20 protein-coding genes, 1 tRNA gene and 1 other RNA gene are annotated in these 26,900 nt (G+C 64.8%); 4 read left to right on the forward strand and 18 right to left on the reverse strand.

Translation table 11 applies throughout. The features are described 5' to 3' along the window. Window positions 1–108: 108 nt before the first annotated feature. The 5 genes from L979_RS08270 to L979_RS08290 all read right to left on the reverse strand — a co-directional run bounded on the left by L979_RS08270 (window position 109) and on the right by L979_RS08290 (window position 5,259). A complete protein-coding gene (locus L979_RS08270; protein ID WP_047691477.1) occupies window positions 109–1,572 on the reverse strand; it encodes a deoxyribodipyrimidine photo-lyase in 1,464 nt (487 codons plus the stop codon). Window positions 1,573–1,601: 29 nt separating this feature from the next. After that, complete coding sequence (locus L979_RS08275; RefSeq protein ID WP_047691480.1) at window positions 1,602–2,309, reverse strand: 2Fe-2S iron-sulfur cluster-binding protein; 708 nt, start codon at window positions 2,307–2,309, stop codon at window positions 1,602–1,604. A gap of 41 nt (window positions 2,310–2,350) precedes the next feature. Beyond that, window positions 2,351–3,109 carry a succinate dehydrogenase cytochrome b subunit gene (locus tag L979_RS08280; RefSeq protein ID WP_081994080.1) on the reverse strand — a complete coding sequence of 253 codons (759 nt, stop codon included), beginning with the start codon at window positions 3,107–3,109 and terminating at the stop codon, window positions 2,351–2,353. Window positions 3,110–3,140: 31 nt separating this feature from the next. Then, window positions 3,141–4,781: a hypothetical protein gene (locus tag L979_RS08285; RefSeq protein ID WP_156125503.1), complete on the reverse strand. Its 1,641-nt coding sequence runs from the start codon at window positions 4,779–4,781 to the stop codon at window positions 3,141–3,143. Between the two features lie 79 nt (window positions 4,782–4,860). Further along, entirely contained in the window at window positions 4,861–5,259 is a 399-nt protein-coding gene (locus L979_RS08290; RefSeq protein WP_047691485.1) for a hypothetical protein, read from the reverse strand. Window positions 5,260–5,516: 257 nt separating this feature from the next. Here L979_RS08290 and L979_RS08295 point away from each other — a divergent pair, with 257 nt between their 5' ends. Further along, window positions 5,517–6,992 carry an anion permease gene (locus L979_RS08295; protein WP_047691544.1) on the forward strand — a complete coding sequence of 492 codons (1,476 nt, stop codon included), beginning with the start codon at window positions 5,517–5,519 and terminating at the stop codon, window positions 6,990–6,992. 49 nt (window positions 6,993–7,041) lie between these two features. On the opposite strand, the gene L979_RS08300 is transcribed toward L979_RS08295, so the two are convergent. From L979_RS08300 to L979_RS08330, 7 genes are all read right to left on the reverse strand, one after another. After that, entirely contained in the window at window positions 7,042–7,794 is a 753-nt protein-coding gene (locus L979_RS08300) for a succinate dehydrogenase/fumarate reductase iron-sulfur subunit (RefSeq protein ID WP_047691487.1), read from the reverse strand. A 32-nt stretch (window positions 7,795–7,826) separates the two neighbouring features. Next, entirely contained in the window at window positions 7,827–9,737 is a 1,911-nt protein-coding gene (locus L979_RS08305; protein ID WP_369792985.1) for a fumarate reductase/succinate dehydrogenase flavoprotein subunit, read from the reverse strand. A 254-nt stretch (window positions 9,738–9,991) separates the two neighbouring features. Further along, window positions 9,992–10,735 (reverse strand): succinate dehydrogenase cytochrome b subunit, encoded by a 744-nt coding sequence (locus L979_RS08310; protein WP_047691490.1) that lies wholly within the window; start codon window positions 10,733–10,735, stop codon window positions 9,992–9,994. 176 nt (window positions 10,736–10,911) lie between these two features. Further along, a complete protein-coding gene (locus tag L979_RS14625) occupies window positions 10,912–11,427 on the reverse strand; it encodes a GNAT family N-acetyltransferase (RefSeq protein ID WP_052209684.1) in 516 nt (171 codons plus the stop codon). Between the two features lie 47 nt (window positions 11,428–11,474). After that, a complete protein-coding gene (gene purL, locus L979_RS08320; RefSeq protein ID WP_081994083.1) occupies window positions 11,475–13,847 on the reverse strand; it encodes a phosphoribosylformylglycinamidine synthase subunit PurL in 2,373 nt (790 codons plus the stop codon). Next, window positions 13,844–14,617, reverse strand: coding sequence for a phosphoribosylformylglycinamidine synthase subunit PurQ (purQ, locus tag L979_RS08325; protein WP_231559468.1), 774 nt, complete (start codon window positions 14,615–14,617; stop codon window positions 13,844–13,846). The genes purL and purQ overlap by 4 nt, the downstream gene beginning before the upstream one ends. A gap of 31 nt (window positions 14,618–14,648) precedes the next feature. After that, window positions 14,649–14,918: a phosphoribosylformylglycinamidine synthase subunit PurS gene (locus tag L979_RS08330; protein ID WP_047691496.1), complete on the reverse strand. Its 270-nt coding sequence runs from the start codon at window positions 14,916–14,918 to the stop codon at window positions 14,649–14,651. A gap of 127 nt (window positions 14,919–15,045) precedes the next feature. On the opposite strand from L979_RS08330, the gene L979_RS14630 reads away from it, so the two are divergent. Then, window positions 15,046–16,131 carry an aminoglycoside phosphotransferase family protein gene (locus tag L979_RS14630; RefSeq protein ID WP_052209685.1) on the forward strand — a complete coding sequence of 362 codons (1,086 nt, stop codon included), beginning with the start codon at window positions 15,046–15,048 and terminating at the stop codon, window positions 16,129–16,131. Here L979_RS14630 and L979_RS08345 read toward each other — a convergent pair. From L979_RS08345 to ffs, 5 genes are all read right to left on the reverse strand, one after another. Further along, on the reverse strand, window positions 16,121–17,086 hold the full coding sequence (locus L979_RS08345) for a 3-methyladenine DNA glycosylase (RefSeq protein WP_231559467.1): 966 nt from the start codon (window positions 17,084–17,086) through the stop codon (window positions 16,121–16,123). The two genes, L979_RS14630 and L979_RS08345, sit on opposite strands and share 11 nt — an antisense overlap. An 8-nt stretch (window positions 17,087–17,094) precedes the next feature. Then, window positions 17,095–18,387: an aspartate kinase gene (locus tag L979_RS08350; RefSeq protein ID WP_047691505.1), complete on the reverse strand. Its 1,293-nt coding sequence runs from the start codon at window positions 18,385–18,387 to the stop codon at window positions 17,095–17,097. 135 nt (window positions 18,388–18,522) lie between these two features. After that, window positions 18,523–19,119 (reverse strand): recombination mediator RecR, encoded by a 597-nt coding sequence (gene recR / locus L979_RS08355; protein WP_047691507.1) that lies wholly within the window; start codon window positions 19,117–19,119, stop codon window positions 18,523–18,525. Between the two features lie 62 nt (window positions 19,120–19,181). Beyond that, the gene (locus L979_RS08360) at window positions 19,182–22,367 is read right to left on the reverse strand and encodes a DNA polymerase III subunit gamma and tau (protein ID WP_081994089.1); all 3,186 of its coding nucleotides are present in this window, start codon (window positions 22,365–22,367) and stop codon (window positions 19,182–19,184) included. Window positions 22,368–22,463: 96 nt separating this feature from the next. Then, window positions 22,464–22,560: signal recognition particle sRNA small type (gene ffs, locus L979_RS15075), an RNA gene on the reverse strand. 192 nt (window positions 22,561–22,752) lie between these two features. On the opposite strand from ffs, the gene L979_RS08365 reads away from it, so the two are divergent. After that, window positions 22,753–22,837 (forward strand) — tRNA-Ser (locus L979_RS08365). A gap of 302 nt (window positions 22,838–23,139) precedes the next feature. Here the strand turns inward: L979_RS08365 and L979_RS08370 are convergent. Continuing rightward, window positions 23,140–23,637, reverse strand: coding sequence for a flavodoxin domain-containing protein (locus L979_RS08370; RefSeq protein ID WP_052209686.1), 498 nt, complete (start codon window positions 23,635–23,637; stop codon window positions 23,140–23,142). Window positions 23,638–23,965: 328 nt separating this feature from the next. On the opposite strand from L979_RS08370, the gene L979_RS08375 reads away from it, so the two are divergent. Then, a complete protein-coding gene (locus L979_RS08375; RefSeq protein ID WP_047691510.1) occupies window positions 23,966–26,782 on the forward strand; it encodes a hypothetical protein in 2,817 nt (938 codons plus the stop codon). Window positions 26,783–26,900 lie beyond the last annotated feature (118 nt).

Genomic DNA, 26,900 nt, shown 5'->3' on the forward strand with positions numbered 1-26,900 from the left:
CGCTCACCTCATCATGTGAGCGGCCGGCGTCGTCGTACTGGGGAGCCCGGCTGCAGCGCCACGAATAGGTCGACCACAATGCCCAGAGGGCCCAGCGGTGGACGTGAACTACTTGATGCTCTGGTAGGCATCCAACGCCTCGGCTCGTGAGGACTTGAGGTCCACGATCGGCGCCGGGTAAAGCTCAAGAGTCTGCGCCGGGGACAGGTTCGTGTCTGCGGGAAGGGAAGCTGGGGCGTCGTAGAGCTTCATGATGGATCCGGCTGGAACCTCCGCCAGTTCTGGAACCCACCGGCGGACGTAGGCGGCGTCGTCGTCAAAACGCTCCGCCTGCCGCCGGGGGTTGAAGATCCGGAAGTAGGGTGCAGCATCCGCGCCGGTACCTGAGGCCCACTGCCAGTTGCCGGGGTTGGAGGCGGGGTCGGCATCCACCAAGGTGTCCCAGAACCACTGCTCGCCCACGCTCCAATGCACTCCAAGGTTCTTGGTCAGCACAGAGGCCACCACCATGCGCACGCGATTGTGCATCCACCCGGTCTCCCACAGTTCACGCATCCCGGCATCAACCAGCGGATGCCCGGTGTGCCCGGAGCGCCACAGGGCCACTTGATCGGCCACTGTGCCTTCTTGCGCAGACTTCCAGGGGAAGGCGTCAAAGCGGGCGTTGAGATTGCGCTGGTGCAGATCCGGGTAGTGGTAGAGCAAGTGGTGGTTGAACTCCCGCCACAACAGCTCGGTCTTGAAGGTCTCGGCAGACTCTGATGGCGCTGCCAGGGCGTGCTGCTGTGCCATCTCCCATGCTCTGCGGGGGCTGATCTCACCGTGGGCCAGATAGGGCGAGACCCCGGAGGTGCCGGGGCGTCCAGGAAGGTCCCGGGCCGTGGCGTAGTCCTCCACTGCACCATCCAGGAAGTCCTCCAGACGTTCGACGCCGGCGCGCTCCCCGGGCTCCCACGTGAACTTGGCGGCCCAGTGAGGTTCCTCAACAGATTCCAGAGCGGTTCCGCAGTCCAGATCCGTCACGGCATCAAAAAGCTCCGTATCGGTTTCCAGCGGCTCGGGTACATCCACGGGGGCGCCGTTGAAAAAAGCCTCGTCGGAATCCCCAAAACGCTTGGAGAACGGCGTGAATACGCGATACGGGCCGCCTTGGCCTGTAGTCAGAGCCCAGGGGTCATGCAAAGTGTGAGCGGTGTGACCGTGAACCGTCACGCCACTTCCTTTGACGGCCTCCGACCACTGACGGTCAACCTCCAGCGCATTTTCCCCCCAGCGCCGGTTGGCATGGATCTGCGTGACCCCCAGTTGCTCCACCAGACGGGGGATCAGTTGGCCCAGATCAACGCTGACAGCCACCAGCGGGATGCCCAGGTCTTCAAGATCCTGGCGGAACACGGGCAGAGACTTGGCTGTCCACCACGCGAATGCGGCCCCAGGTGCGCGCAGATTGGTGTCCTGGCAGACCACAGCCACCACCCGGTCATCGGATTCGGCAGCTTGAACAGCCGCGTGGAACAGGGCCGGGTTGTCATCCACCCTCAGGTTCATGCCGATCACGGCCAAGATGGTCATGCAGAAACCCTATCGGTGGACAGGCAACCTCACGTGTGGCGGGTCTTGCCTTGATTGCGCAAATGTTCCCTGGCCACCGCGGAAAGATTCTCCAACGGCAGACCTGCCGGGCACACCTCCGTGCAGTCACCCAGGGTGGAACACGGGCCAAAGGTCTCATCCGCGGTGGAGATCACCTGTGCCGTGCGCTCGCGGCGTTCGTCGTCGTCCTTCATCAGCGGCGGGAGTTCCGTGAGCAGCGAGCCCACGAACAACTGGCCTGAACCGTTGGGACAGGCGGCTACGCAGGCCCCGCAACTGATGCACCCGGCATTGGTCAGTGCTTTCATGCCGGCCGGGCCGCGGGCGGCCTTGACCACGGTGCGCAGTGCCTTCTTCTTGTCCACGGTCAGATCGGCCAGAACGGGGAAGGATTGGGCCCGTAGCGGTTCCAGTTGCACGCGGTCACCGTTGCGGAAGGCGCGTACGTGCTGCTGGCAGCTGGCCTTGTTGTATTCGGGTCCGTGGGCCACACCGTCCACCATCACACCGCATTTGCCGCAGTTGCCCTCCCGGCAACCGTCGTCAAACTTGACGGGGGCCTCCCCCTCCGGCAGCTGGGCGTTGAGCAGGTCCAACAGTTCCAGAACAGTGGTTTCCGGGCTCACCCCGGTGACGTCGTAGGTGACAAAGCGCCCCTGGGCCTGAGCGGCGGACTGCCGCCACACGTCCACGGTCAGGGTGTTGGTGATCTTCACGCTGAAATCTCCTGCTGATTGCATTCGGGGACGGTGCGGGCTCAGCGCACCAGACGCAGTTGAACGGCCACCGGGATGCTCGCATTGCCCAGTGCCACGCCCGTTCCGATCACCCGCCCTGCCAGTGCCAGTCTTTGGCGGGTACGGCGGTCAGCGGCCAGGCCGGTGTCATTGCCCACCTGGGTGATGCCCTGGGCGGTGTGCGCGGCCAGGGCCACCATGGCAGCCAGGTACAGGGCGGCCACCGGCGGACGCTGCAGGGAGGTCACCAGGTTCTGGTAGGCCGCCCCAGGCGTGTGTTCGGCAGCAGCGGGCCGTATGCCCAAGGTCAGATCCGCCAGGTGGTGGGCGGCAAAGAGCCCCAAGACCGTTCCCGTGGAACGCATGGAGCGCTTGGCCACCTCCCACACCCCACGACGACGCCCCCGTGGCCGGGTCCGCTTCTGCGCTCGCGGACGTGAAGCCGACTGCTGGGCGCGGACCGTCAAGGCGGCAGCACAGCTCAGATGCGCCACGGTGCTGGCCAGAAGACCCAGGCGGAAGAACCACAGAACGGTGCCGCGTGGCAGAACCGGCGAGCCCACGGTGCGCAGGAAGTGGGCGTAGTCATCGAACTTCTGCTGACCCATGTAAACCTGCAGGTTGCCCATCATGTGGGCCACCGTGAAAGCGGAGAAGATGGTGCCGCTGGAAGCCATGGCCAACTTGAGCTCCGGGGTGGCGGGCATCCGGCTCACGGCCTGCTCGGCCAGGCGCAGCACCGCGCTCAGCGAGTCACCTGCAATATCCGATGAGGTCATGCACCGAAGCCTAAGCGTTGGAGTGGGAAGTTCAGGCACCGGGCGTAACAGGCTCGGCCTCACCGGCCTGATCCTGGGTCCCGGGCTCCTGGGGCGTCGGGCCGGCAGCATCCGGCTCCTGCGCATTCGGGATGGTGTCCGGGCACTCGAAGGTGGTCACCCGGAACCGTGAATCCCAGTTGTCATCCTCCAGGGTGCACTGGTTCTCCAGCAAATTGCCCTCCACCAGGGGGAAGTTGGCGTCGTCGTGGTAAGAGACCACGGCAACGCTGCCCGTCTCCTCCAGTTCCCAGGCAAGCTCATAGGGCTGGTTGATGCCCCACAGGGTTTCCGAATCCGCAGCGTCCACGACCAGCATGGGGTCTGCCACCTCATGCTCCGGCGGGTAGGCAATGAAGATCCCGCGGTGCTGTTCATTCATGAAGATCACGGTGTCCGCCTGTTCGGCCTCCTGGGCGGCAGTCCCGTAGGCGTCGTCCTTGGCGAACTCTCCGTTCTGCCCCAACAGGGACGGGAAGGAGAGACCGGCAAACACCACGGCCAGGACAGCCCCGGCCACACGCCACGGAATGGCCGCCAGGCCCAGGGCCAGCAGCACCACAACGGCGGGAGAGGTGAAGGCCAGGTAGCGCTCCTGGAAATACTGCCCACCGGTCAGCTGTGCGACCACCACCACGGCGAACGGGAAGAAGATCAGCGCCAACAGCCAGAGCATGATTCCGCGTGCCCTGCTCAAGATCAGACCGGCCACCGTGATCAGCACTGCAAAGAGCGCCAGGAACGGGGCAATGGCCATGATCTGGTCGGAGAAGTCCCCCCGGTAGTTGCGTGGGCTGATGAAGAACACGTGGTAGGCCATGTAGTACAGGACCTCCCGCAGCGTGTAGTGGATCCAGGAGACCTGGGCACTCTGCAGACTCCCGATGTAAGCCAGCGGGGCGCAGGCCACCACCACCAGCACACCGGCGATCGCGTAATTCAGGGCAGCCTTCCATCCCAGGGCCAGCACACGAATGAAGAACACCGGCAACAAGAAAATGCAGTACAGGGAGAAGCCTGTGGCAGCAGCCAGCGCAAGGCCAAAGCCCACCATGAGCAAACCGTTGCGGGTGACGATGAACCGTTCAAAGCACCACCACGCCAGGCTCACGCTCATGGCCGCCATGGCGTATCCACGCGCCTCCTGCCCGGTCCAGGTCAGTCCCGGCAGCACCGCGCCGATCACCGCGATCAGCAAACCCACGAACACCATGCGCTGTGGCATGTACCTCCGGGCGTAGGTCATCCCGATCCTGGTGATCACGGCAGCCGTGACCATCAACGCAAGCGCTGACGGGGTGCGCATGGCCAGTTCAGAGGTACCGAAAACCGCTGCCCAGGGATACATGACCAGGTAGTAGAGGCCATGGACGGCATCAATGGTGGAGAGCATGCCCACCATGGAGCTCAAAGGACGCTCGACGGCGGAGATGGTGGCCGTCTCGTCAAACCAGAACTGAGGCTGGGTCATCCCCCAGAAAGCCACAATGCCGGCCAGGACGGCAGCTACCAGCGACGGCCACCACGGGATGCGCGGCAGCGTGCTGGTGGCACCGGATGTGGTGCCACCGGTGACGGCAGGTGCCTTGTCCTGACTGGTCTCGGCCATCGCCCTGGGGGAACTGTTGTTCATTGCACTCCTAGAGAAGGTCGGAACATACAGTACGACGCCGCACCCCTCCCTGGGGGAACCGCTCAGGCTGCGCTGTGGTTCAGATCCACCCGTGCTCGCGCGCCTTGAGCGCCAACTGGAACCGGTTGCAGGCACCCAAGCAGTTGGACATCTCGCTGATCAGGCCGCGAAAAGTGTGCATGTCCAGGTTCAGCCGGTGCGCAATGATGTCGTCAGCGCACCCGCTGCTCAGCATCTCCAGGACTTCCCAGTGAATTTCTGTGGGCAAGATCTCCTCGGCGTCATCCGCCTGACGGCCGTCAGAGGTTTCCAGAAACAGGGGTTCAGCGTTCTCATGACCCTCGGGTTGCACGGAGGGGTGGCGGCGAGCGTGGCCGGCCGTGTTGTAGGCGGCCAAGATGGGCACCACGACGTCGTCGGAGATCGACGGACCACGGTGGCCATTCGATGGGTGCAGATCCCTCGACAAAGGTGTCATAGGTCTCATCATGGACTGCCGCGGCTCAGTTCGCCACACGGCCAGACACCTGTCAGCCCAATGTTGCGTCCGCACCGTGAAGCACTCCATGAGGGTTGGGGTGCGGCTGACGGTCACGATGTGGCGTTGTGTGGGGATTTGCGGCAACCGGATGAAGCCTGAAAACAACGCGAGTAGCGTGAGCTGTGCGCCGTGGTCAGGCCACAGAGATGACCGTGACGGCGCTGGCACTCAGACAGAAACAGAGAGCACACGTCATGACACCCTCGGCACCACCGACCAATCCCGAGGCGCCGGCCCAACCAACGGCAAACCCACTCGATCGCAACATGATCATCAAGCTGGCCGTCATCCTGGCCACTGTGCTGATCATCTGGTTCATTCCTTCGCCAGAAGGCGTGGACCCGCGCGGCATGCACATGGCCGCCATCTTTGTGGGCACCATTCTTGGCCTGGTGCTACAGCCCCTGCCAACGGCGGCGGTGTCCATCATCGGTCTGGCGGCGGCCATGATCACGGGCACCATGAACGTCGGCGACGACGAAGCCCTGACGGGTTTTGCATCAAGCGCCGTGTGGCTGATTGTTGCTGCCTTCTTCATTGCAGACGGCTTCCTGTTGACCGGGCTGGGGCGCCGGATCGCCCTGTGGTTTGTGACCAAGCTGGGCCGTTCGTCCCTGGGCCTTGCCTACGGCATGGCGGCTACGGATCTGCTCATGGCCCCGGCGACTCCGTCCAACACGGCTCGCGCCGGCGGCGTGGTGTTCCCCATTGTGAAGTCCTTGGCCGTGGTGCAGGGCTCTACCCCGGAGACGGATGAATCACGACGCCGTTTGGGTGCCTTCCTGTCCATGTCCACGGTGCAGGTCAACACCATCACCTCGGCCATGTTCCTGACCGCCATGGCCGGTAACCCCCTGGTCCAACAGTTCGCCGCCGAACAAGGTGTGGAGATCACCTGGGGCAACTGGGCTCTGGCTGCCGTGGTACCGGGCCTGGCCGCTTTGATCGTGGCACCGTGGGCGCTGTCCAAGATCTATGCACCCACGCTGAAGAAGACCCCGGAAGCTCCGGGGCAGGCCAAGGAAGAACTGGCCAAGCTGGGCAAGCTCACCCGGCCGGAACTCATCATGGCCCTCACCTTTGTGCTGTTGCTGATCATGTGGTCCGTGGGTGGCTCCTTTGGCATCAACGCCACGGCAACCGCCTTTGTGGGCATCGCCATCCTGCTGTGCACCAAGGTTCTGACCTGGAAGATCATGGCGGCCAACAGTGGTGCCTGGTCCACGCTGATCTTCTTCGGTGTGCTGGTGGGCATGGCCGGTCACCTCAACACCCTGGGCGTGATCACCTGGATCGGTGACTCCGTTTCAGCCTCCGTGGGCCACCTGCCGTGGGGTCTGGCCTTTGTGGTGCTGTGCCTGGTCTACTTCTACGTCCACTACTTCTTTGCCTCCAACACCGCACAGATCGTGGCCATGTACGCCGTGTTCCTGGCTGCAGCCATTGCGGTGGGCACACCCCCTCTGCTGGCGGCTTTGATGCTGGGCTTCATCGGCAACCTGTTCGGTGGTCTGACCCACTACTCCTCCGGTCCCTGCGGCGTGATCTTCGGCTCCGGCTACGTCAAGACTCCGGAGTGGTTCCGCGTGGGCTTCATGATGTCCGTGGTGACCCTGGTGGTCTTCGGTCTGGTGGGCTTTGGCTGGATGAGCCTGATCGGGATGCTCTGAAACAACTCACTTCCGGGCCACGAATGCTGAACCGTGGCGGCGCAGGGGCTCAATCGTCCTTGGTGCGCCTGATCGCTGCGCGAGCAGCCTCACGGTTCACGGCGCTGATCGCGGAGATGGGGATGCCCGCGGGGCAGACCTCCACGCATTCGGCGTAGACCGAGCACGGGCCGAACTCCTCCTCCGTGGTGGCCACCACGGAACGAGCCCGCTTGGCGCGCTCTGGTTTGCCCTGCGGCAGCGTGGACATGTGGGACAGCAACGCACCGGAGAACAGGTGGGCCGCACCGTTGGGACAGGCCGCAATGCAGGCACCGCAGCCGATGCACGCGGAGAAGTCCAACGCGGTTTCTGCCACCTTGAACGGGATCTGCCGGGTGTCCGCATCCGGGGCGGTTCCGGCATCCACGGACACATAGCCACCGGAGGCAATCACCTTGTCCAGAGCCGTGCGATCCACCACCAGGTCCCGAACCACCGGGAACGACGCCGCACGGAAGGGTTCGAGCTTCAGGTGGTCGCCGTCGTCGTAGCTGCGCAGGTGTTGACGGCAGGTGGGGGTGTTGGGGACCTTGCCGTGGGGGACGTCGTTGACCGTGATCCCGCAGGTGCCGCAGATGCCTTCCCGGCAGTCCGTGTCAAAGGCGATCGGCTCGTCCCCGGCTTCCACCAGTTGATCGTTGAGTCGGTCCAGGAGCTCCGGCAGGGACATCTCAGGGGTGGCGTCATCCACCTGGTAGGTCACAAACCGCCCTTCAGCTTCCGCGTTCTCCTGCCGCCAGACTTCGATGGTCAGTTGCATGTGTCTCTCCTCAATTCACAAGTCGTGGCCGGTCAGGCGTAATTTCTGGTCTGCAGGGGAACGGCGCGGAACTCCAGGGGTTCTGCGTGGCGCACCGGTTGGCCCGGGTGCAGCCCGTCCCCGTCGGTGTGTTCCCAGGCGGAGACAAAGCACCACTGGTCGTCGTCACGCATGGCCTCACCGTCAGGTGTCTGGTGTTCCTCCCGGAAGTGGGCTCCGCAGGATTCGTCCCGGTCCAGGGCGTCCAGGCACATCAGCTCAGCCATCTCCAGGTAGTCGGCAATGCGCCCGGCGCGCTCCAACTCCTGGTTCAGTTGCCGACCGGTGCCCGGGATCCGCAGATCCGTCCAGAAGGCCTCCCTCAGGGCCCGAATCTCCTTGAGCGCGTTCTTCAAGCCGGATTCGGTGCGGGCAACGCCGCAGTCCGAATACAGGATGTCCCCCAGCGCCCGGTGGAAATGATCTGCACCCTTGGTCCCGCCGATGGACAGCAGCTTTTCCGTGCGGGCACGGACGTCCTCAACGGTGCGTTGAACGGCCGGTGCATCCAAGTCCAAGGGGGCCTCACCCAGGTGGTTGGCCAGGAAGTTGGGGATGGAGTACGGCAAGGTGAACCAGCCGTCCACGCAGGCCGAGAGCAGGGAGTTGGCTCCCAACCGGTTGGCCCCGTGGTAACCCCATCCGGCCTCACCTCCCACGAACAGGCCGTCCACGGAGGTCATCATGTCGTAATCACTCCACAGGCCACCCATGGCGAAGTGGGCGCCCGGAGCAATGCGCATGGGCTCGGTGTACGGGTCCTCGCCGGTGGCATCAAAGTACATCTCGAACAGGTTGCCGTAGCGTTCCTCGATGGTTTTCTTGCCCAGCCGGTCAATGGCGTCGCGGAAGTCCAGGTACACGCTGTTGCGCAGCGGCCCCACACCATGCCCGGCCTCGATCTGCTCGCGGGCGGCCCGGGAGGAGATGTCACGCGGGGACAGGTTGCCGTAGGAGGGGTACTTGCGCTCCAGGTAGTAGTCGCGCTCATCCTCCGGGATCTGGTTGGCCGGGCGGTCATCGCCAGGATTCTTGGGCACCCAGATCCGGCCGTCGTTGCGCAGCGACTCACTCATCAAGGTGGTCTTGGACTGCCAGTGCGAACTCACCGGCAAGGCCGTGGGGTGGAACTGGATGTAGGACGGCGAGGCAAAGTACGCTCCCCGCCGGTGAGCCCTCCATGCCGCCGTCACGTTGGAGTTGTGGGCCAACGTGGAGCGGAAGTACACGTTGCCGTACCCACCCGTGCACAGCACCACGGCGTGAGCCGTCTCGGCCTCGATCTCACCCGAGTACAGGTCACGGACCACCACACCCTTGGCGCGGCCGTCGTCCACAATCAGGTCCAGAACCTCACGGTGGGTGCGCAGATCCACGGTGCCCAGGCCCACTTGGCGCTGCAAGGCGCGGGCCGCGGCCACCTGAAGCTGCTGACCGGTCTGACCGCGCGTGTAATACGTGCGGGAGACCTGCACGCCGCCGAAGGAACGGGTCCGCAGCTCGCCACCGTACTCGCGGGCAAACGGTGCGCCGATCGCGTCCATGTGGTCGATTACCCGCACCGATTCCTCACCCAGCCGGAAGCAGTCCGCCTCCCGGGCACGGAAGTCACCACCCTTGACGGTGTCCTTGACAAAGCGTTCCAGGGAATCGTTGTCCACCTTCTTGGCCCGGGCCGAGTTGATGCCACCCTGGGCTGCCACCGAGTGGGCGCGGCGGGCGGCGTCGTGAAAGGTGTAGGAGACCACGTTGTACCCGAGCTCGCCCAGTGCCGCCGCACATCCAGCGCCGGCCAGGCCAGTGCCCACCACAATCACCTTGAACTTGCGCCGGTTCAGCGGGCTGACCAGCTTGTAGTCCAGTTTGCGGCGGGACCACGCGGTGAGGGGGTCCCCGTCAGGCACATTGCCGTTCAGGGGCTCGGAGCTGTAGGTGACAAATCCCTTGGTGCTGGCGGGCCTCTGGTTGCGCACGGATTCCGCACGGGACTTGGCACCGGTGTCCTGACCGGATGCCTCCGCAGACGGCCGCTCCTGCGGGGCCTGCAGATCGGGGGAGTCCTGCTGCGGTTTGGCCACGGCATCATTCGGGGCGTTGTTGCCGGGGGAGGCCGAACCGAAGGTGGAACGACGTTTGGAACCGAAATCACGGAAAGAGTTCACTGGAGCACTCCTGTCAGGACAGCCACGGGAATGGTGATGTTGCCGATTGCCACCGCCAGGCCGAACAGCAGCCCCAGCCCGGCCAACGCGGAGAACACCCGCGGGCGCACACCCACTCCGAAGTCGACGACGGCGCTGACCACACCGTGCGCCAGGTGCAAGGCCAGGCAGAGCATGGCGATGATGTAGAAGGCGGCCACCGGCCAGCGGCTGAAGGAAGCCACCAGATTGGAGTAGGCGTAGGAGGTCTCATGGGTTGCGTGCTCAAAGGCCTCCGGGCCGGCCGGGGGGACACCCAGGGTCAGATCCAGGATGTGGAAAATGATGAACAACAGCAGCACAACACCGGAGACCATCATGGTGCGGGCTGCAAACACGTCCAGCCCCAAGCCCCGGCGCTTCCAGCGGCCCCGGGCAGTGGCACCACGACGCCGTAGCAACAGTGCGCAGTAGACGTGGGCGATCAGGCACGCCAACAGAACCACGCGCATGATCCACAACAGACCCTCATAGGGCAGCACCGGGTAAAAGGCCACACGCAGCCAATGCGCGTAACTGTTGAAAGCCTCAGCACCTTGGTAGATCTTCAGATTGCCGATCATGTGCACCAGCACAAAAATGGCAAAAGTGGCACCGGTGGCGGCCATGATCAACTTGGCGTAAACCGACGGCAAACCGCCGCTGCGCCCGGCTCTGGGCGTGGTGGACTGAGGTGACCGAGAAGTCAGTGACGTGGACATGGCGGCTCCTGGCAGCATCTGCAGGCGCCGGTTCCAGCCGGGCGGTCCGGTAATCCCGGCACCTGATTCCACCCTATGGACCCGGTTTCACAGGGCGAAGCCAGTTGCCCAGTTGCCAGCACGCCCCAGCCAGGTGAGGCAACGGATGTGCGTCACCGGTCATCCGCTGTACCGGATCAGCGGTTGATCCGGTACTCGGCCTCCGGCCCCACACTGTCCACCTTGGAGAAGCCCGCCTTCTCCAACAGCTCTTCAATGTGCTCGTTGTCCTCCGGAACCGAGGCCCGGATGGTGGAAACCTCCGGGTCCTCAAAAGCCAGAGTGGTCAGGGCAGCCAGGCCTTCCGCGCCGTAACCGTGGCGGCGGCTGGCCGGGGCCAGGAAGCCCACCACCTCCAGTGCGCCGTCAATGGGCGCGGCGGCAAAGCCCGTGGAGCCGATGACCTGACCAGAGGCCAACTCAACACACGCCAGCGGGGAGTACATGGTTTCTGTGAAAAAGAAACCTCCCGCCTGGGCGATGTCCTTGAGCTGATCCACGGATTCAGGGATGGGGAAACCGGTGGCAAAGTGATCCAGGCTCACGCCGTCGATCACCGCCTCGATCTCCTCTTCCGTGAACGGTCGCATGAGAAGCCGCGTGGTGCGCACCTCTTGGGCATCTGGGGCCCCCGGATGGATCTCCTGGTTCACGATGTTCTACCACCTTCCGAGGCATTCACCGGGCCGGTCCTGCGGACTCAACCGAAGTACTGAGGGAGCGTGGATTCGTGGGCCTGCTTCAGCTCCGGCAACGGAATGGAAGCAGTGCCCATCAGATCGAGGGCGTCATTGACCGCGTCAACCACGCCGATACGCGCAAAAGGATAATTGCGCATGGTGCACATGTCCTTGAACCGGACCTCCTCCGAGCGCGGCACGGAAACCACCGCCCGGCCCTGGGATTCGGAGAACAGCATGGTGAATTCATCCACGCCGTCACGCTCAGCCACTTCACCCAGCCCGATCCTGGCACCGGTTCCGAACCGCAGGCACATCTCCGCCAGGGTGGCAGCCAGCCCACCTTCAGAGACGTCGTGAGCGGCATCGATCATGCCGTCCCGGGACATGTTGATCAGCAACTCGCCCAGCAACTTCTCCTGAGTCAGGTCCACCTGGGGCGGCAATCCGCCCAGGTGCCCGCGCAGCCGCGCCCATTCGGACCCGTCCAGCTCATCCGCGGTGGTGCCCAGCAGGTAGACCGCCTGGCCATCGGCAGTGGCGTCCCAGCCGGAAGGGGTACGACGACGAACATCGTCCAGCACGCCCATCAAAGCCACCACCGGGGTGGGATGAATGGCCTCAGTACCCGTCTGGTTGTAGAGGGAGACGTTGCCGCCGGTGACCGGCACACCGATTTCCAGGCAGCCGTCTGCCAGGCCACGGACGGCCTCGGCGAATTGCCACATGACCTCCGGGTCCTCCGGGGAACCGAAGTTCAGGCAGTCGGAGACGGCCGCAGGCCGTGCCCCTGCGGTGGCGACGTTGCGGTAGGCCTCGGCCAGAGCCAGCTTGGCGCCGTTGTACGGGTCCAGATAGGCGTAACGGCCGTTGCAGTCGGTGGAGAGGGCAACCCCCAGTCCTGTTCGCTCATCCACGCGGATCACACCGGCGTCGTCGGGCATGGCCATGGCCGTGTTGCCCTGGACGTAACGGTCGTACTGGTTGGTCACCCAGTCCTTGGAACACAGGTTGGGGGAGGCCATCAACTCCAGGACGGCGTCCTTGACGGCAGCCCCTGACGGGCGGTCAGCATCAGCGGCGGACCCGGTGAAGTGGTCGACCTGGATTGCGTCCTGACGTTCGGGCCGGTGATAGGGGCGTTCGTACACGGGTCCGTCGTGGGCCACGGTGCGCGGATCCACGTCCACGATCACCTCACCCTGCCAGTCGATGATCAGCCGGCCGGTGTCCGTGACCTCACCGATCCACGAGTACTCGACTTCCCACTTGTCCAGGACGGCCTCAAAGTCCTGGACCTTCTCCGGGGTGACCACAGCCATCATGCGTTCCTGGGATTCGGACATCAGGATCTCGCCAGGCGTCAGGGAAGGATCACGCAGCAACACGGAGGGGAGGTCCACGTGCATGCCGCCGTCACCGTTGGAGGCCAACTCGGAGGTGGCGCAGGAGATACCGGCCGCTCCCAGGTCCTGGATGCCTTCCACCAGGCCGGCCTGGAAAAGCTCCAAACAGCACTCGATCAGCACCTTCTCCGCAAACGGATCCCCCACCTGGACGGCGGGGCGCTTGGAGGGTTTGGAATCGTCAAAGGACTCGGAGGCCAGCACGGAGGCACCGCCGATGCCGTCGCCGCCGGTGCGGGCGCCAAAGAGCACCACCTTGTTGCCGGTGCCAGAGGCGTTGGCCAGGCGGAGGTCCTCATGGCGCAGCACGCCCACCGCCAACGCGTTGACCAGCGGGTTGGCCTGGTAGCAGGGATCGAACTCGACTTCACCGCCGATGTTGGGCAGGCCCAGGCAGTTGCCGTAACCACCCACACCGGCCACGATCCCGTGGACCACGCGCTGGGTGTCCGGATGGTCGATGGCGCCAAAACGCAGGGGGTCCATGACCGCCACCGGGCGGGCACCCATGGAAATGATGTCCCGCACGATCCCACCCACGCCGGTGGCAGCACCCTGGTAGGGCTCCACGTAGGAGGGGTGGTTGTGGGACTCGATCTTGAAAGTCACGGCCCAGCCGTCCCCGATGTCTGTGACACCGGCGTTCTCGCCCATGCCCACCATCAGGTCCTTCTTCATCTCATCGGAGACCTTCTCCCCGAACTGACGCAGGTGGACCTTGGAGGACTTGTAGGAGCAGTGCTCGGACCACATGACCGAGTACATGGCCAGTTCCGCGGCAGTGGGGCGGCGGCCCAGGATCTCCACGACCTTCTGGTACTCGTCCTCCTTCAGGCCCAGCTCCGCCCAGGGCAACTCCGTGTCCGGGGTCTGCGCGGCGTGCTCCACGGTGTCCAGGTGGAACTGTTGCTCACCCTGTGCCTCCTGCGTGGCGGAGCCGGACTGCTGGGGGGAATCGGTCTGCTGGGATTCGTGCTGCTCGATCATGCGCGGGAGCCTCCGTTGATCAAGGTGTTCAGAACTGAGGTGAACAGGCCCAGCCCGTCCGTACCTTCTCCCATGGCAACCTGCCCCTGGGCGGTGGAATCAGGGCCGAAACCGGCTTCCACGGCGTGCTCCGGGTGGGGCATCAGACCCACCACGTTGCCGCGGGCATTGGTCACACCGGCAATGTCATTCAGGGACCCGTTGGGGTTGTGGCCTACGTAGCGGAAAGCCACGCGGCCCTCAAACTCCAGCGTGTCAAGGGTGGTCTGATCGCAGACGTACTGGCCATCGTTGTTCTTCAGCGGAACCACGATCTCCTGGCCCGAGGTGAAATCAGCCGTCCAGGTGGTACCGGCGTTCTCCACCCGCAGCCGCTGATCCCGGCAGATGAACTTCAAGTGGTTGTTGCGGATCATGGAGCCCGGCAACAGATGGGACTCCGTCAAGATCTGGAACCCGTTGCAGATACCCAACACCGGCAGGGCGTCGTCGCTGTTCGCGGCGTCGATGATCCGACTCATCAAGGGGGCAAAACGGGAGATGGCACCGGCGCGCAGGTAGTCCCCGTAGGAGAATCCGCCGGGCAAGATCACGGCGTCCACGCCCTGCAGATCCGCATCCGCATGCCACAGTGGTACGGAGGTGCCACCGGCAATGTCCACGGCGCGTGCGGCGTCGCGGTCGTCCAGGGTGCCGGGGAAGGTCACGATGCCCACACGAACGTCCTTGAGGGCGGCATCCGGGGCGGGGGAGGAGAGGTCAGCCACCAAGGGGGCTTCAAAGGTGTTGGCACTCACGGGCTCAGGCCTCGGCAGAGTCGGAGTCGTCGATCACGCTGACGTTGACCACGTCCTCAATCACCGGGTTGGAGAGCATGGTCTCAGCGGCGTGGCGGGCTGTGGCCAGCACATCCTCCGTGACCTCACCGTCAACTTCCAGTTCAAAGCGCTTGCCCTGGCGGACACCGGAGAAAGCGGTGATCCCCTGATGGGGGAAAGCTCGCACAATGGCCTTCCCCTGCGGATCCAGAATCTCCGGTTTGGGCATGACGTCAACAACAATGCGGGCCACGGGCGCTCCTGTGCAGGATGGTGCGGACGAGTCAGCAGCTGAGGTCAGGCCCGGATCACAGCGGGCTGGTGACACAGCAACGGACGGACAGGTTGAGTCTAGCCCCGTGGGTGCAAGACTGAGGTCCATGACTTCTCCCGAGCTGACCAGCACGCCACCCCAGTTGGATCGGGCCGGGGTGCTCGCATTGGGAGCCGAAAACCCGCACTGGTTCACCAGTTCCTCACAGCGGCTGAGCTGTGAGGTGGCGTTGAGCTGTGAGAAACTGGGGCGTGGGGAATCCTTCACAGCATGGTTGTTGCGCGCCGCCGACGGGCCGGGAGGGCTCGATGGCGCAGAAGTGGTGGTGCGAGTCCCCCGGCGCCCCGTGGCGGAACTGTCCCAGGCCATGGACACCGAGTTCGCAGCACTTGCACGCGCGCCCCAGGGCCTCACGGCGCAACCGGTGGACATGCATTCCCCCACGCCCCATGACCCCCGGGCGTATCGGGTCACCACCCGGGTCCCCGGCGTGGTCCGTGCCACGGAGGACTGGCGTTCTGCCGACTTTGGCCGCTTGGCCGAACAGCTGGCTCGCCTGCACGTCCACGCGGCCGGCGAGTCCGGAATTCACGCCGTCGCCTATACCCCGGTGGCTGATGCTGAGGCAGCCTACGACTGGTGGTGTTCCCATGAACCGGAGGCCGCCGCCACCATCTCCCCGTTGATGCCGGGCCTTGTGCGCCATCAGCAGGAGGCGGCCGCTCTTTCCCCGCAGGCCGAGAGGTGCTTCATCCACGGGGATGTCTCCCTGTCCAACGTCCTGCTGGATTCCAGCGGATGCCCGCGCTTGGTTGATTGGGAGTGGTCCGGGCAGGGGGATCCCGCCAAGGACCTGGCCTACTCCGGCGGCCCCGTCTACTTGGAGCCGTTCTATGCACCCATGTCCCAGACGCAGATTCGGGCCCAAGCTCAGGCTTACGCACGCGAACGGCAGACCCTGGGTGTGCCTGTTGACCTGGAGGAACTCCTGGCGCGCCGGTGCGGGTACTTGATGCACGAGGTGCTCTTCACCTCCGCGCATTTCTGGCGTGTGGCCCAGGCGGGCGGGGAAGAAGCAGAGCTCTATGCCCGACGCTCGGAACTCATGCGGCACCGGGTGAGCGAACATCTCTCCGGTGGATCCAACCTCCACCGCGCCGAACCCTCACGGGACTCGCCCATCACGCCCTGATGGCCGAGTCCCGTGAGGGTTCGGCACAGAGCAAGGCGCCCGTCACGTCCAGCAGGCGCTCGCGGATGGGTTGCGCACGGCGTGCAAAGTCCTTTTGCCGCCTCACGTACTCGGCTTTGCCTTCCGGGGTTTCCACGGCAACGACGCAGTAACCCCACTCCGTGAGGTCATACGGGGAAGCTTCCATGTCCGTGGCGCGGACCTCCAGGGCCAGCTCGAAGGCATCAGCCATCAACTCGGAGGGGACGACCGGGTACAGCTTGTACGCCCACTTGAACAGATCCATGTTGGCGTGCAGACACCCGGGCTGCTCCAGGTCGCGCTGGGTTTCTCGCGTTGGCTGAAGTTGATTCATGGGTGCGGCCTCCGGGGCGAAGAACCGGAAGGCGTCAATGTGCGTGCACTTGAGGTTGTTCGCCTCCACCACCGCATCCGTGCCATCCGCACCCAGCCGCAGCGGCAGTTGTTCATGGCGCACCCCGTTGACCGCTGAACGGTAGGCCATGGCCCATTCGTGCATCCCGAAGCACCCGAACAACCCCGGCCGTGCCGCGGTGCGGCGCACCAACATGTCCACGAACTCCACAGCACTGCCCCGAGCGGCCAGGAAGGCCTGCAGATCAAAGGTGACAGCGCGGTCGTCGTCGTGAATCCCCACGGCAGCGGCTTCCGGGCCCTCCACGGCGCGCCAAAATTTCTGGCCCGCGAATTCCTGGGCAGCGCCCAACAGTACGACGCCGGACCCCGGGCTCCAGCGTTCGAACTTGCCAGGGGAGAAGGAGTAATAGGTGAACAGGAAGTCGTTGACCGGGTGTTTCAGGCCGCGGTGACGACGCTGGCGGAAAGGCTCGGTCCACTCGCGGACCCGCTGCACGTGAGCGGACTGCGCAGAACGCCACTGCCCCGGCTCCAAGACCAGGGCAGTGGCGTTCGTGCTGGGGGCAGAGTCGGTCACCGTGGGGCTCAGCGGCCCGTCCCCGCGTACACGGTGGCGTCCTGCTCCGAATCCAGGTTGAACGCGGTGTGCACGGCGCGCACGGCGTCATCCAGGCGGTCCGCTGCGGTGATCACGGAAATCCGGACCTCAGAAGTGGAGATCATGTCGATGTTGATGTTGTTGGCCGCCAGTGCGTCAAAGAACGTGAAGGAGACGCCCGGGTTGGACTTCATGCCGGCGCCCACCAGGGACAGCTTGCCCACCTTGTCGTCGAACTCCAGGCCTGCGTAGCCGATCTTCTCCTCGGCGGCACGCAACAGATTCATGGCCAGCTCGCCCTGGGACTCCGGCATGGTCACGGACAGGTCCGTGGTGGGGTCATCAGCCACGGAGACGTTTTGCACAATCATGTCCACGTTGACCTTGGCGTCAGCCAGCAGGCGGAAGATGGTGGAGGCAATGCCAGGGCGGTCCGGGACGCCCACCACAGTGACCTTGACCTGGCTGCGGTCATGAGCGATTCCGGCGATCAGGGGCTGTTCCAAGGGGATCTCCTTTGTGGAGGTGGAGAAAGTGGTGTCGTCTTCGCTGGGGATCACCCAGGTGCCTTCAGCGCGGGAGAAGGAGGAGCGGACGTGGAGTTTCACGCCAAAACGGCGCGCGTACTCCACGCAGCGCAGGTGCAGGATCTTGGCGCCGTTGGCAGCCATTTCCAGCATCTCTTCACTGGAGATCTCATCCAGCTTGTGGGCCTTGGGTGCAATGCGGGGATCAGCGGTGAACACGCCGTCCACGTCCGAGTAGATCTCACAGACATCGGCCTTCATGGCAGCAGCCAGCGCCACCGCGGTGGTGTCCGAACCGCCGCGGCCCAACGTGGTGATGTCCTTGGTCTTGCGGTGCACACCCTGGAAGCCCGCAATGATCGCGATGTTGCCCGCCTCCACTGATTCCTGAATGCGGAACGGGGTGACCTCCACCAGAGAGGCCGCACCGTGGTCCCCGTCCGTGATCATGCCCGCCTGAGACCCGGTGAAGGACTGCGCCGGTGCGCCCAAGTCATTGATGGCCATGGCCAGCAGGGACATGGAAATGCGCTCACCGGCGGTCAGCAGCATGTCCATTTCACGAGCCGGCGGGTGGGAGGAGACCTCGTTGGCCAGGTCAATCAGTTCGTCCGTGGTGTCACCCATGGCCGAAACCACCACAACGACGTCGTTTCCGGCCTCCTTGGTCTCCACGATCCGGCGTGCGACGCGGCGGATGCTGGCCGCATCCGCGACCGATGATCCACCGAACTTCTGCACGATCAAGCTCATCTGCTCTGGCTCCCCAGGTTTTGCGCTGTGTTCTGCTTCCCCGCTGCCGTGTTGCTGCGCAGGGCTCAAACCATGGTACCGGCGGAGGTTTGGTGGTTCTGACGGGGTTTGCCCCGCCGGTATCGGGGACTGGGCTCAGTTCACGGTGGTGCGGCCCTCGAACGCGCGTCCCAGGGTGACCTCGTCCGCGTATTCCAGGTCCCCACCCACCGGCAGCCCGGAGGCCAGGCGGGTGACCTTGATGCCCAGTGTTTTCAGCATGCGAGCCAGGTAGGTGGCGGTGGCTTCACCTTCCAGATTGGGGTCCGTGGCCAACACGATTTCCTCGATCGACTCGTCCGAGAGTCGAGTCATCAGCTCACGGACCCGCAGCTGATCAGGCCCGATGCCCGCAATGGGATTGATGGAGCCTCCCAGTACGTGGTAGAGGCCACGGAACGACTTTGTGCGTTCAATGGCCATGACGTCCCTGGGCTCTTCCACCACACAGATCACGGTCTGATCCCGGCGGGCGTCCCGGCAGATGGCGCATTCGTCCTGCTCGGCCACATTGCCGCAGATCTGACAGTGCTTGACCCGTTCCTTGACCGCGCTCATGGCATCAGACAAACGCTGAACGTCCTGGCGGTCAGCGTCTAGCAGGAAAAAAACAATGCGCTGAGCCGACTTGGGACCCACACCGGGCAGGCGACCGAGTTCATCGATCAGGTCTTGAACTGCACCTTCGTACACGTCACATACTCACTTCACGATTGATGGGCCCACACGCACGCTGACAGGTGGGGCGGCCTTGTTCACAGCAATGACTGGTGGGGGCGTTCTTCCACCAAGCGCCCGCCCAGGATCTTCTCGATCATGGCACGGCCTTGAAGCCCTGAGTTCTCCACTGCGACGTCGTCATCACTGGGCACAAAGTCTTCATCCGGGCTTGCCTCAGCCCCCCGGGCGGGTGGCTTGGTGGCCGAATCGGCACGGGCCGCTGCGATTTGAGCGGCGTGCCGTTCCCGGAAACTGGGCTTGCGTGGGGGAGCGGACGGTGCTGGTTTCGCAGCCGTGGCAGGTGCTGACCCGTTGCCGTTGCTTGACGACGACGGCCGCCACTGCTCCGGTGGCAGCTCATCCTCAGTGGCAGTGGCAGTGGCAGTGGGCTGGGCGGGGGCATCCGCCTCACTCGTGATGGTGGCCGTTGCATTGACTGAGGAAGGGGTGCCGGTTGACCGCGGCGTGCCGAGAGGTGGCGGGGCCGTGGGCAATTCGTGCCGGGTGGTTGGTGCTGAATGTGCGGCTGCCCGCGACGGGCGCCCCTGACCGTAGGTGTCCGCGAAGGGCGGTTCATCCTCTGGCGGAGGTTCATCAGGCCAGGGGATGTCGTCATACGGGCTGGCCGGCGGTTCCGGAGAGTCCGGAGGGGTGGAAGAATCCGTCCGCTCCCAGGTGGAGGTTGCGGACGGATGTCGTGGTGAGGACTGCCGGGGTTGGCCACGATCTGTGACTTCGTTGGCGGCCGTGGAGTCCGGGCCCGATGCGGTCGGCGCAGACGTTGATGCGGTGGGCTCAGATCCTGATGCTGTGGGGTCAGGGCGCGATGAGCCTGTGCCGACTCCCGAAGAGACAGGGCCACTGTTTGCTGAGTCGGTGTAGTTGCCTGATGTGTTGGCGTGGGTGCGTGTACGGGGGGCAGCGTCCGTGTGCTCCGACGGGGGAGTGGGCTGCTTCTCCACGGTCTGCGGGGATGATGCGGAGCCGTCAGCCCCAACCGAGGGCCCTGCGTTGGCGGGCGACTCCTCCGGTGCATCCCCCTGGTCCGGTGAGCTCGGGGCATCTTCCTGATGCTCGTCACCGGTTGGGATCTGGGCGACGGCCCAAGTGTTCACAGGGGCAGAATCCGTGTCCGCCGAGGGCGTTTGGTCACCCGCGTGGCTGCTTGTTCCGGTGCGCCTGGTGCGGTCGTTTGAGCTGGTGGGCTCCGCGCTGCCCTGGGGCGTGCCAGCAGTGCCAGGGTGTCCAGCAGCAGGCCCAGATCCAGAGCTGGCGGGTCCAGAGCCTCCAGCGGTAGGCCCGGGTACGCCGCCAGCAGGCCTGGATCCTCCGCCAGGCCCCGAGCCTCCAGTCGCAGGTCCGGATCCTCCGCCGGCGGGTCCGGGGGCACCCCCAGCGGGCCGGTGACTGCCACCCTCTCCGGGGCCCACTGCCTCCACACGGCAGGAGACTCCCAGGACCTGTTGGATGGCTGCCACCAGGTTGGGCTCAAAGCGGGGGAAGTTCTTCCGATCTCCCGCAGCGTCAAAAACCACCTGCAGCACGGAGCCGTCAAAGGCCACGGGTGTGGCCCGCATGACGGTCATCCATGAGACCCGGTGGATGTCCGCCAGGGTGTTCACAATCTCCGTCCAGGAACCGCGAATCATGTCGATCCCGCCACCGCTGGATGGCCCCTGAGCGGTGGCTGGATCCGCATGGGGTGCTGGCGCTTCCTGCTGGGCCGCTTCGCCCCGGGGAGGCACCGATTCAGATACTGCATCAGGTGTGGGCGTGCTGCTGGCTGCCGACTCTTGGAGCTCAGGTTCCTCGGCACCAGACTGCGCGCCTGGGGAGGTTCCTGATTTGCGTTCTGCCGGCAGCGCGCGCTCCGTCGCCCTCAAATCGTTGGCGCTCTGTTCCTGCGCCGACCGGGAGGCCGCATCAGCCGTTGCGCTCGGGGACGGCGCGCTGGTCTGTGGTGAGTGTGCGCGCTCAGTGGCCGCGGGGGCGTCGTCGTTGGGGGAGGGCGAGGCTGTGTCAACGCCCACCAATGGCCCCGTGGGCGCGCCGGTTCGGCCCATGTTCAACCGGCGTTCCAAGCGGTCGATGCGGGCGCCCGCGCCCCGGGTGGAATTCTCTGCGGAAGGCAGCAAGAGGCGGGCGCACAGCAGTTCCAGATGCAGCTGCGGAGAGGTTGCCCCGGTCATTTCCGTGAGGGCCTCATTGGTGATGTCCGCGGCGCGGGAAAGTTCCGCAGCCCCCATCAGCTGAGCCTGATTGCGCAACCGGGCCACCTGGTCCTCCGGCATGCCGTGCAGGATGTTGGCGGCTGACTCCGGAACGGCGTCCACAATCACAAGATCACGGAATCGCTCCAGCAGATCCTCCACAAACCGCCGTGGGTCCTGACCGGTTTGGATCACGCGGTCCACGGCGCGGAACACGGTGGCCGAATCCCCAGAGGCAAATGCGTCAACGACGTCGTCAAGCAGCGCTCCGTGCGTGTACCCCAGCAGGGAAACGGCCAGGTTGTAGGTCACGGAATCCGTGTCCGTGCCGGCCATCAGTTGATCCAGGACGGAAAGCGAATCGCGAACCGATCCACCGCCGGCGCGCACCACCATGGCCATCACACCGGGTTCAACGCCCACGGACTCCTGGTCACTGAGCTGCTGCAGGTAGCCCATCAACGGTTCGGGCGGGACCAGGCGGAACGGGTAATGGTGGGTGCGGGAGCGAATGGTGGGCAGCACCTTGTTCGGCTCCGTGGTGGCAAAGATGAACTTGATGTGCTCCGGAGGCTCCTCCACGATCTTCAACAGGGCGTTGAAACCGTCCCGGGTGACCATGTGGGCCTCATCGATGATGAAGATCTTGTAGCGGTCCCGCACCGGGGCGAACGTGGCGCGTTCGCGCAGCTGGCGGGCATCATCCACGCCACCGTGGGAGGCCGCATCCATCTCAATGACATCCAGGGATCCCGCGCCGTCACGGGAGAGATCCACGCAGGATCCGCAGCGACCGCACGGGGTGGGGGTGGGGCCCTCCACACAGTTGAGGCAGCGCGCCAAGATGCGGGCGGACGTGGTCTTGCCGCAGCCACGCGGCCCGGAGAAGAGGTAGGCGTGGTTGACCTTGTTCTTGCGCAGCGCGGTCATCAGCGGATCAGTCACGTGAGACTGTCCGATCACGTCCTGGAAGGTTTCCGGCCGGTAGCGGCGATACAAGGCGGTGGTCACACAGACACCTTAATCAGGGAGGACGACATCACAGTGGGGTTCTTGGAACCTGTGGACCGGGGGAGGATGCGGTCACGTCTGGTGTGATGCACAGAAAGTGAAGACCCCTCGTGCACCCGCCAGAGCCCACGTACCCTTGCTGCCTTCCGGCCCTGGGGGAGTTCCGCAGGATGACGCCACACGAGGGGCTGGCCAATACCTTAGCCGACCCCGTGGCCGGGTGGAAAACTGACCGAGCGGGTCCTGCTCGCAGCGCTGCTTTCGGGGCCTTGGTTGGCGATGGACCCACGGTGTACGGCGCCGGTTTTACCTCACCTGCGTTCTTGGTCTAGGCTGTCCTGTGCATGTCCACGCGGCGGTTCGCCCCGCAGTGTTCATGTGGCCTGGAGGATTCGCCTAGCGGCCTATGGCGCACGCCTGGAACGCGTGTTGGGTTCACGCCCTCGGGGGTTCAAATCCCCCATCCTCCGCAGATTGATCAAGAACGGCGCCCTCGCTCTTTGAGCGGGGGCGCCGTTCTTTGCTTTCTGTTCGCTTTCTTGTCCGGGGCCAACCCCCGAATCAGGGTGAGTGGCATGGGCTGGCCGGGTTCACGACGACGGTCGGCTCCCCCACTCGGTTGTTGACTGTCCAGCCAGCTGTGCAAACCCCACTCGGTTGTCGACTCCCGATCGCGTTTCCAGATCACCGCCCACAGCGTGGGCATCCGCAGGTTTTGTGGGGGACCAACCGTGCGGTGGGGACTCGGTACGGGTGGGGACGCTCGTCACCGTCAGGAGTCAATGTTCCCGGTGCCAGCTTCACCGGGTTCAGATGCTGCGATGCTCACAACCCACTGATCAATGGCATCCCAGTCCCTCCAGTCGGCATCCAGGGGAGACTTGACCACCTTGAGGACAGCCTTCTCCGCCAGGTTGAGCTTGCTGGAGTCCACGGCTCCGCGGAAGTACTGGACCTGGTGAGCGGTGTACTGCTGCAGCTGCGCTCGCAGTTTGGCGTCCAGATGCGGCGATCCACCGGAGACAAAGATGAACACCTCTCTGGAATCCAGTTCATCTTGATGCTCGGCCAGAAAATCCACCCCTGAGGCCAGCAGTTTCTGCGTGTAAACAGGCAGGCCGATCACCACACAATCGGCACAAGCCAGGTTGGCATCATCCAGGGCTCCAACAGTCACCTGAACGCCTTGTGTGGACAACGTCTCCGCAATTCGTGCGGCGATGTCCGTGGTGGAGCCGTGCTTGCTCGCGGAGAGGATCAAGGTGCTCATGGGATGCGTCTTTCCGGGGGAGATGACCTGCTGCTACACCAAGCCTATCGACGCCGATCCGGGCACCTTCCCTGCGCGCAGCAAGTTGCCGCGGGCAGGGTGCGAGGTTGTAGATGGGTGGCCGCGCGTGACAGCGGGTCGCATGGCCCGTGCCGCGTGACAGGCGCAAATACATGTGGAGTCGTATGCCTGCGCACACAAGTGTGGACGGTTCCGTTTATCGACAGTTTTTCGGTGACGGTGCAGGTCAACTTGAGTAGGGTCCTCCGAGGTAACGATCCGACAACGATCGTTCCGCCTTCATTTCCAAGAGAACGGGGACCCTCCTATGAAGCCCTCCACACGGATGGCCCGTCTGACCGGAACCGCTGTGCTCACCAGTTCTGCCCTGGTTGCATGCACGGTTCCCATGGGGCCACTCGGCGTGGTGTCCGGGGAAGCTCAGCCTTCCTCCAACGACTCCACCGCCAGCCCTCAGCCCACCACCCCGCCGGAAGCAACCACGGCGCCCGCAGCAGCTGCGGAGGTGGACACCTCTGGTGAGCGCGTGGATCGACGCGCCCTGGCGCGCAATCTGCGTGCCGCTTTGGAGCGCCCTCGCGTGGACTGGACCAGCACGTCAGCCCACCACGTGGCCCGTGACCGGTGGCAGATCAACCGAGGGACGGTTGATCCAACTCCACCCCCGGCTCCGGCACCTTCTCCAGCCCCGGTGACACCGACGACGACCGGTGAGGCACCTGCCACCGAGACTGCGCCGGAGGTTGTTGACACTCCGGTTCCGGCAGAGGAGCCCCCGGCGGTTGAGACACCGATCGTGGACTCGCCATCAGTTTCGACCCCACCCGTGGAAACGCCAGTGGTGGAGGTGCCCGCCGAGCCGGCACCAGAGGCCCCGACACCTGTGGTGGACGTTCCGGCGGCCCAACAGCCGGAGATTCAACCGGAAACTGCCGTGGATCCCGTGCCCGCTGAACAACCGGAAAGCCCCGTGCAGGAGAGTCCTGCGGCTGAAGCCCCGGCTGAGGTTCCGACTCCTGAAGCACCGAACACTGACGGGCAGGCACCTGAGGCTCCCGTCACCGAGTCCCCTGTGACTGAAACCCCTACCGTCGCGGATCCACTTGATACGGCGCCGATTGACGCAGCACCCACTGAGTCGGAGCCCAGTGTTGTGGAGCCGAGTGTTGGGGAGCAGCCCACTGATGCTGTACCGGCGGATGGGGTACCCGTCTCAGAGGTCCCGACGGTCGACGAACCGGCGGGGGAAACAGCACCGCCGGCGCCAACACCGGAACCCCAGGTGCCCGTGGCACAGCCAGAGACTGACCCGATTCAGGAACCGGTCACCGCGCCTGAGGCCCAGCCCGCTCCTGTGGCACAGCCTGAACCCACGGTGCAGCCCGAGCCTGAAGTTCAGCCCACACCGGCTCCGGTATCACAGCCGGTGGTCTCCCCGGCGCCGGAAGTTGATCCCACGCCAGCACCTCAGCCCACACCGACGTCGCAGCCCGCACAGCCGACTGGGAGCACTTCCGGAACGAACACCAATGCCGGATCCGGGACCACCGTGCCCCAAATGCAGACCCCCGTTGTGCCGGTGAGCAACACGGACACCACCCCGGTGTCGACCCCGGAGACCCCGGCACCTGCACAGACCCCGGAAACCGCCAGTCCGGTGCAGGGACCTGAAACGGTGGCACCGGAACCGGCAGTCCCCGAGGCGACAGAGGCCCCGGCACCCACTGAGTCGCCCGTACCCACGGGGGCACCCGCTCCCACGGAGTCGACCACTACGAACACCACGAACACGGGCAGCAACACCCCTGCCGGACGCGTGGCCTATCTGCACGGTTACCAGCAGGCCCAGGCCATGTGCCCGGGCGGTTCCATGGTGGGCCTGGTGGACACGGCGATTGTGGCTCCACTGGTGGCATCAGGTGTGCTGGCTGACGGTGACTGCACGTTGGCGGACATGAAGGCCGCCAACCCGGGCACCGAGTTCCTGGCGTACTTGAACATTGGTGGCATGCCGGCCATCTCCGGATGGGACAAGGCACCGTTCTACCCCAGTTGCGTGGATCCCGCCTACGGCGATCAGTACGCCGTGACCCCCAACAACGGCAACGTGGCCACCAACTCCAAGGGCTATGCCGTGTACCCGGCCTTTGACTTCATCACCATCGCGGACCAGTCGGAGTCCTACGCAAGGGCTTGCGGTGAGCACGCCGTCGCCATGGTCACCACGGACTCCGTGGTGGGGACCACCGGGGCCGCTCCGGTGCGGTTCGACGGGATCTTCATGGATGACATGGCCATGTCCCCGGCCCACGGGCAGGACATGGCAGAGATCGGCACATGGGGCCCGTGGGGCTCCGACGACGCCTACGGCCGCGCCATCCTGCGCACCGTGGACATAATTGCGGATGCCATGGAGGCAGCCGGTCCGGACAAGGTGTTGGCAGGGAACCTGGGCATCTATTCGGACAAGCAGAACCAGGTGGCACTGGCCCAGGAGCTTGCTGACAGCGGCAACCTGGACTGGATGATGCGGGAATTCGTGATCGGCAGCCCCACGGGAAGCCAGTTCGGTGCCTTCTACGCGGTGGAGCAGAACGCGGACGTGCTGGCACAGCTGTCCCGTTCCACCCCCGTGGTCATGCACCAGTTCGCGGTGGATGCCACCACCTCCCCCAGCCTGACCGGCTCGATCGGTGGGCAGTGCCTGGTGGATTCCACGCCGAATACCGCCAGCCTCATGTGGCAGGTGGACCAGCGCCGCGTCCAGGACATGACCTTGAGCCTGGCCACCGTGCTGACGGGCAAGGAGACCGGCACCAACCTGGACATGGCCATCATGCAGGCACAGCCTGACTGCCAGGAAACTGCTGCCAACGGATCTTCCGCCTACGAGTCAGTCACGGATGTGTCCTTGGATGAATCGGATCCGTCCGTGGCCGTTCTGCGTGATGCCCTGAGCAACCCTGACGTGGTGGCCGTGGGGGAGAAGGACACCTGGTACGAGTACTCGGTGTGGCGCCGGGACCTCTCTGACGGTCGTCAGGTCTGGGTGAACTACCGGCAGGAGGCTGTGGTGATCGACGGCGTGACCATCCCGGCTCAGACGGGCATCATCACCGGCTGAGCGTGACCGGAAAACACGACGGCGCCCGGCGCGCGGTGCCAGCATCAACCCAACAGTGGGAGCTGGCGCCATGCGCCGGGCGTCTGTTTCGCATCTGAGGGTCAGGCGTCCGGATGGG

The sequence above is a fragment of the Kocuria sp. ZOR0020 genome, assembly GCF_000800955.1.
Lineage (GTDB): Bacteria > Actinomycetota > Actinomycetes > Actinomycetales > Micrococcaceae > Kocuria > Kocuria subflava.

What these genes read in the sequence shown, in the direction of transcription:
- L979_RS08370 (WP_052209686.1), bottom strand. Translation starts at nt 23,637, where the DNA reads ATGAGCACCTTGATCCTCTCCGCGAGCAAGCACGGCTCCACCACGGAC.
- L979_RS08295 (WP_047691544.1), top strand. Translation starts at nt 5,517, where the DNA reads ATGACACCCTCGGCACCACCGACCAATCCCGAGGCGCCGGCCCAACCA.
- L979_RS08270 (WP_047691477.1), bottom strand. Translation starts at nt 1,572, where the DNA reads ATGACCATCTTGGCCGTGATCGGCATGAACCTGAGGGTGGATGACAAC.
- L979_RS08310 (WP_047691490.1), bottom strand. Translation starts at nt 10,735, where the DNA reads ATGTCCACGTCACTGACTTCTCGGTCACCTCAGTCCACCACGCCCAGA.
- L979_RS08290 (WP_047691485.1), bottom strand. Translation starts at nt 5,259, where the DNA reads ATGACACCTTTGTCGAGGGATCTGCACCCATCGAATGGCCACCGTGGT.
- L979_RS08300 (WP_047691487.1), bottom strand. Translation starts at nt 7,794, where the DNA reads ATGCAACTGACCATCGAAGTCTGGCGGCAGGAGAACGCGGAAGCTGAA.
- L979_RS08285 (WP_156125503.1), bottom strand. Translation starts at nt 4,781, where the DNA reads ATGAACAACAGTTCCCCCAGGGCGATGGCCGAGACCAGTCAGGACAAG.
- L979_RS08280 (WP_081994080.1), bottom strand. Translation starts at nt 3,109, where the DNA reads ATGACCTCATCGGATATTGCAGGTGACTCGCTGAGCGCGGTGCTGCGC.
- purL (WP_081994083.1), bottom strand. Translation starts at nt 13,847, where the DNA reads ATGATCGAGCAGCACGAATCCCAGCAGACCGATTCCCCCCAGCAGTCC.
- L979_RS08375 (WP_047691510.1), top strand. Translation starts at nt 23,966, where the DNA reads ATGAAGCCCTCCACACGGATGGCCCGTCTGACCGGAACCGCTGTGCTC.
- L979_RS08350 (WP_047691505.1), bottom strand. Translation starts at nt 18,387, where the DNA reads ATGAGCTTGATCGTGCAGAAGTTCGGTGGATCATCGGTCGCGGATGCG.
- L979_RS14630 (WP_052209685.1), top strand. Translation starts at nt 15,046, where the DNA reads ATGACTTCTCCCGAGCTGACCAGCACGCCACCCCAGTTGGATCGGGCC.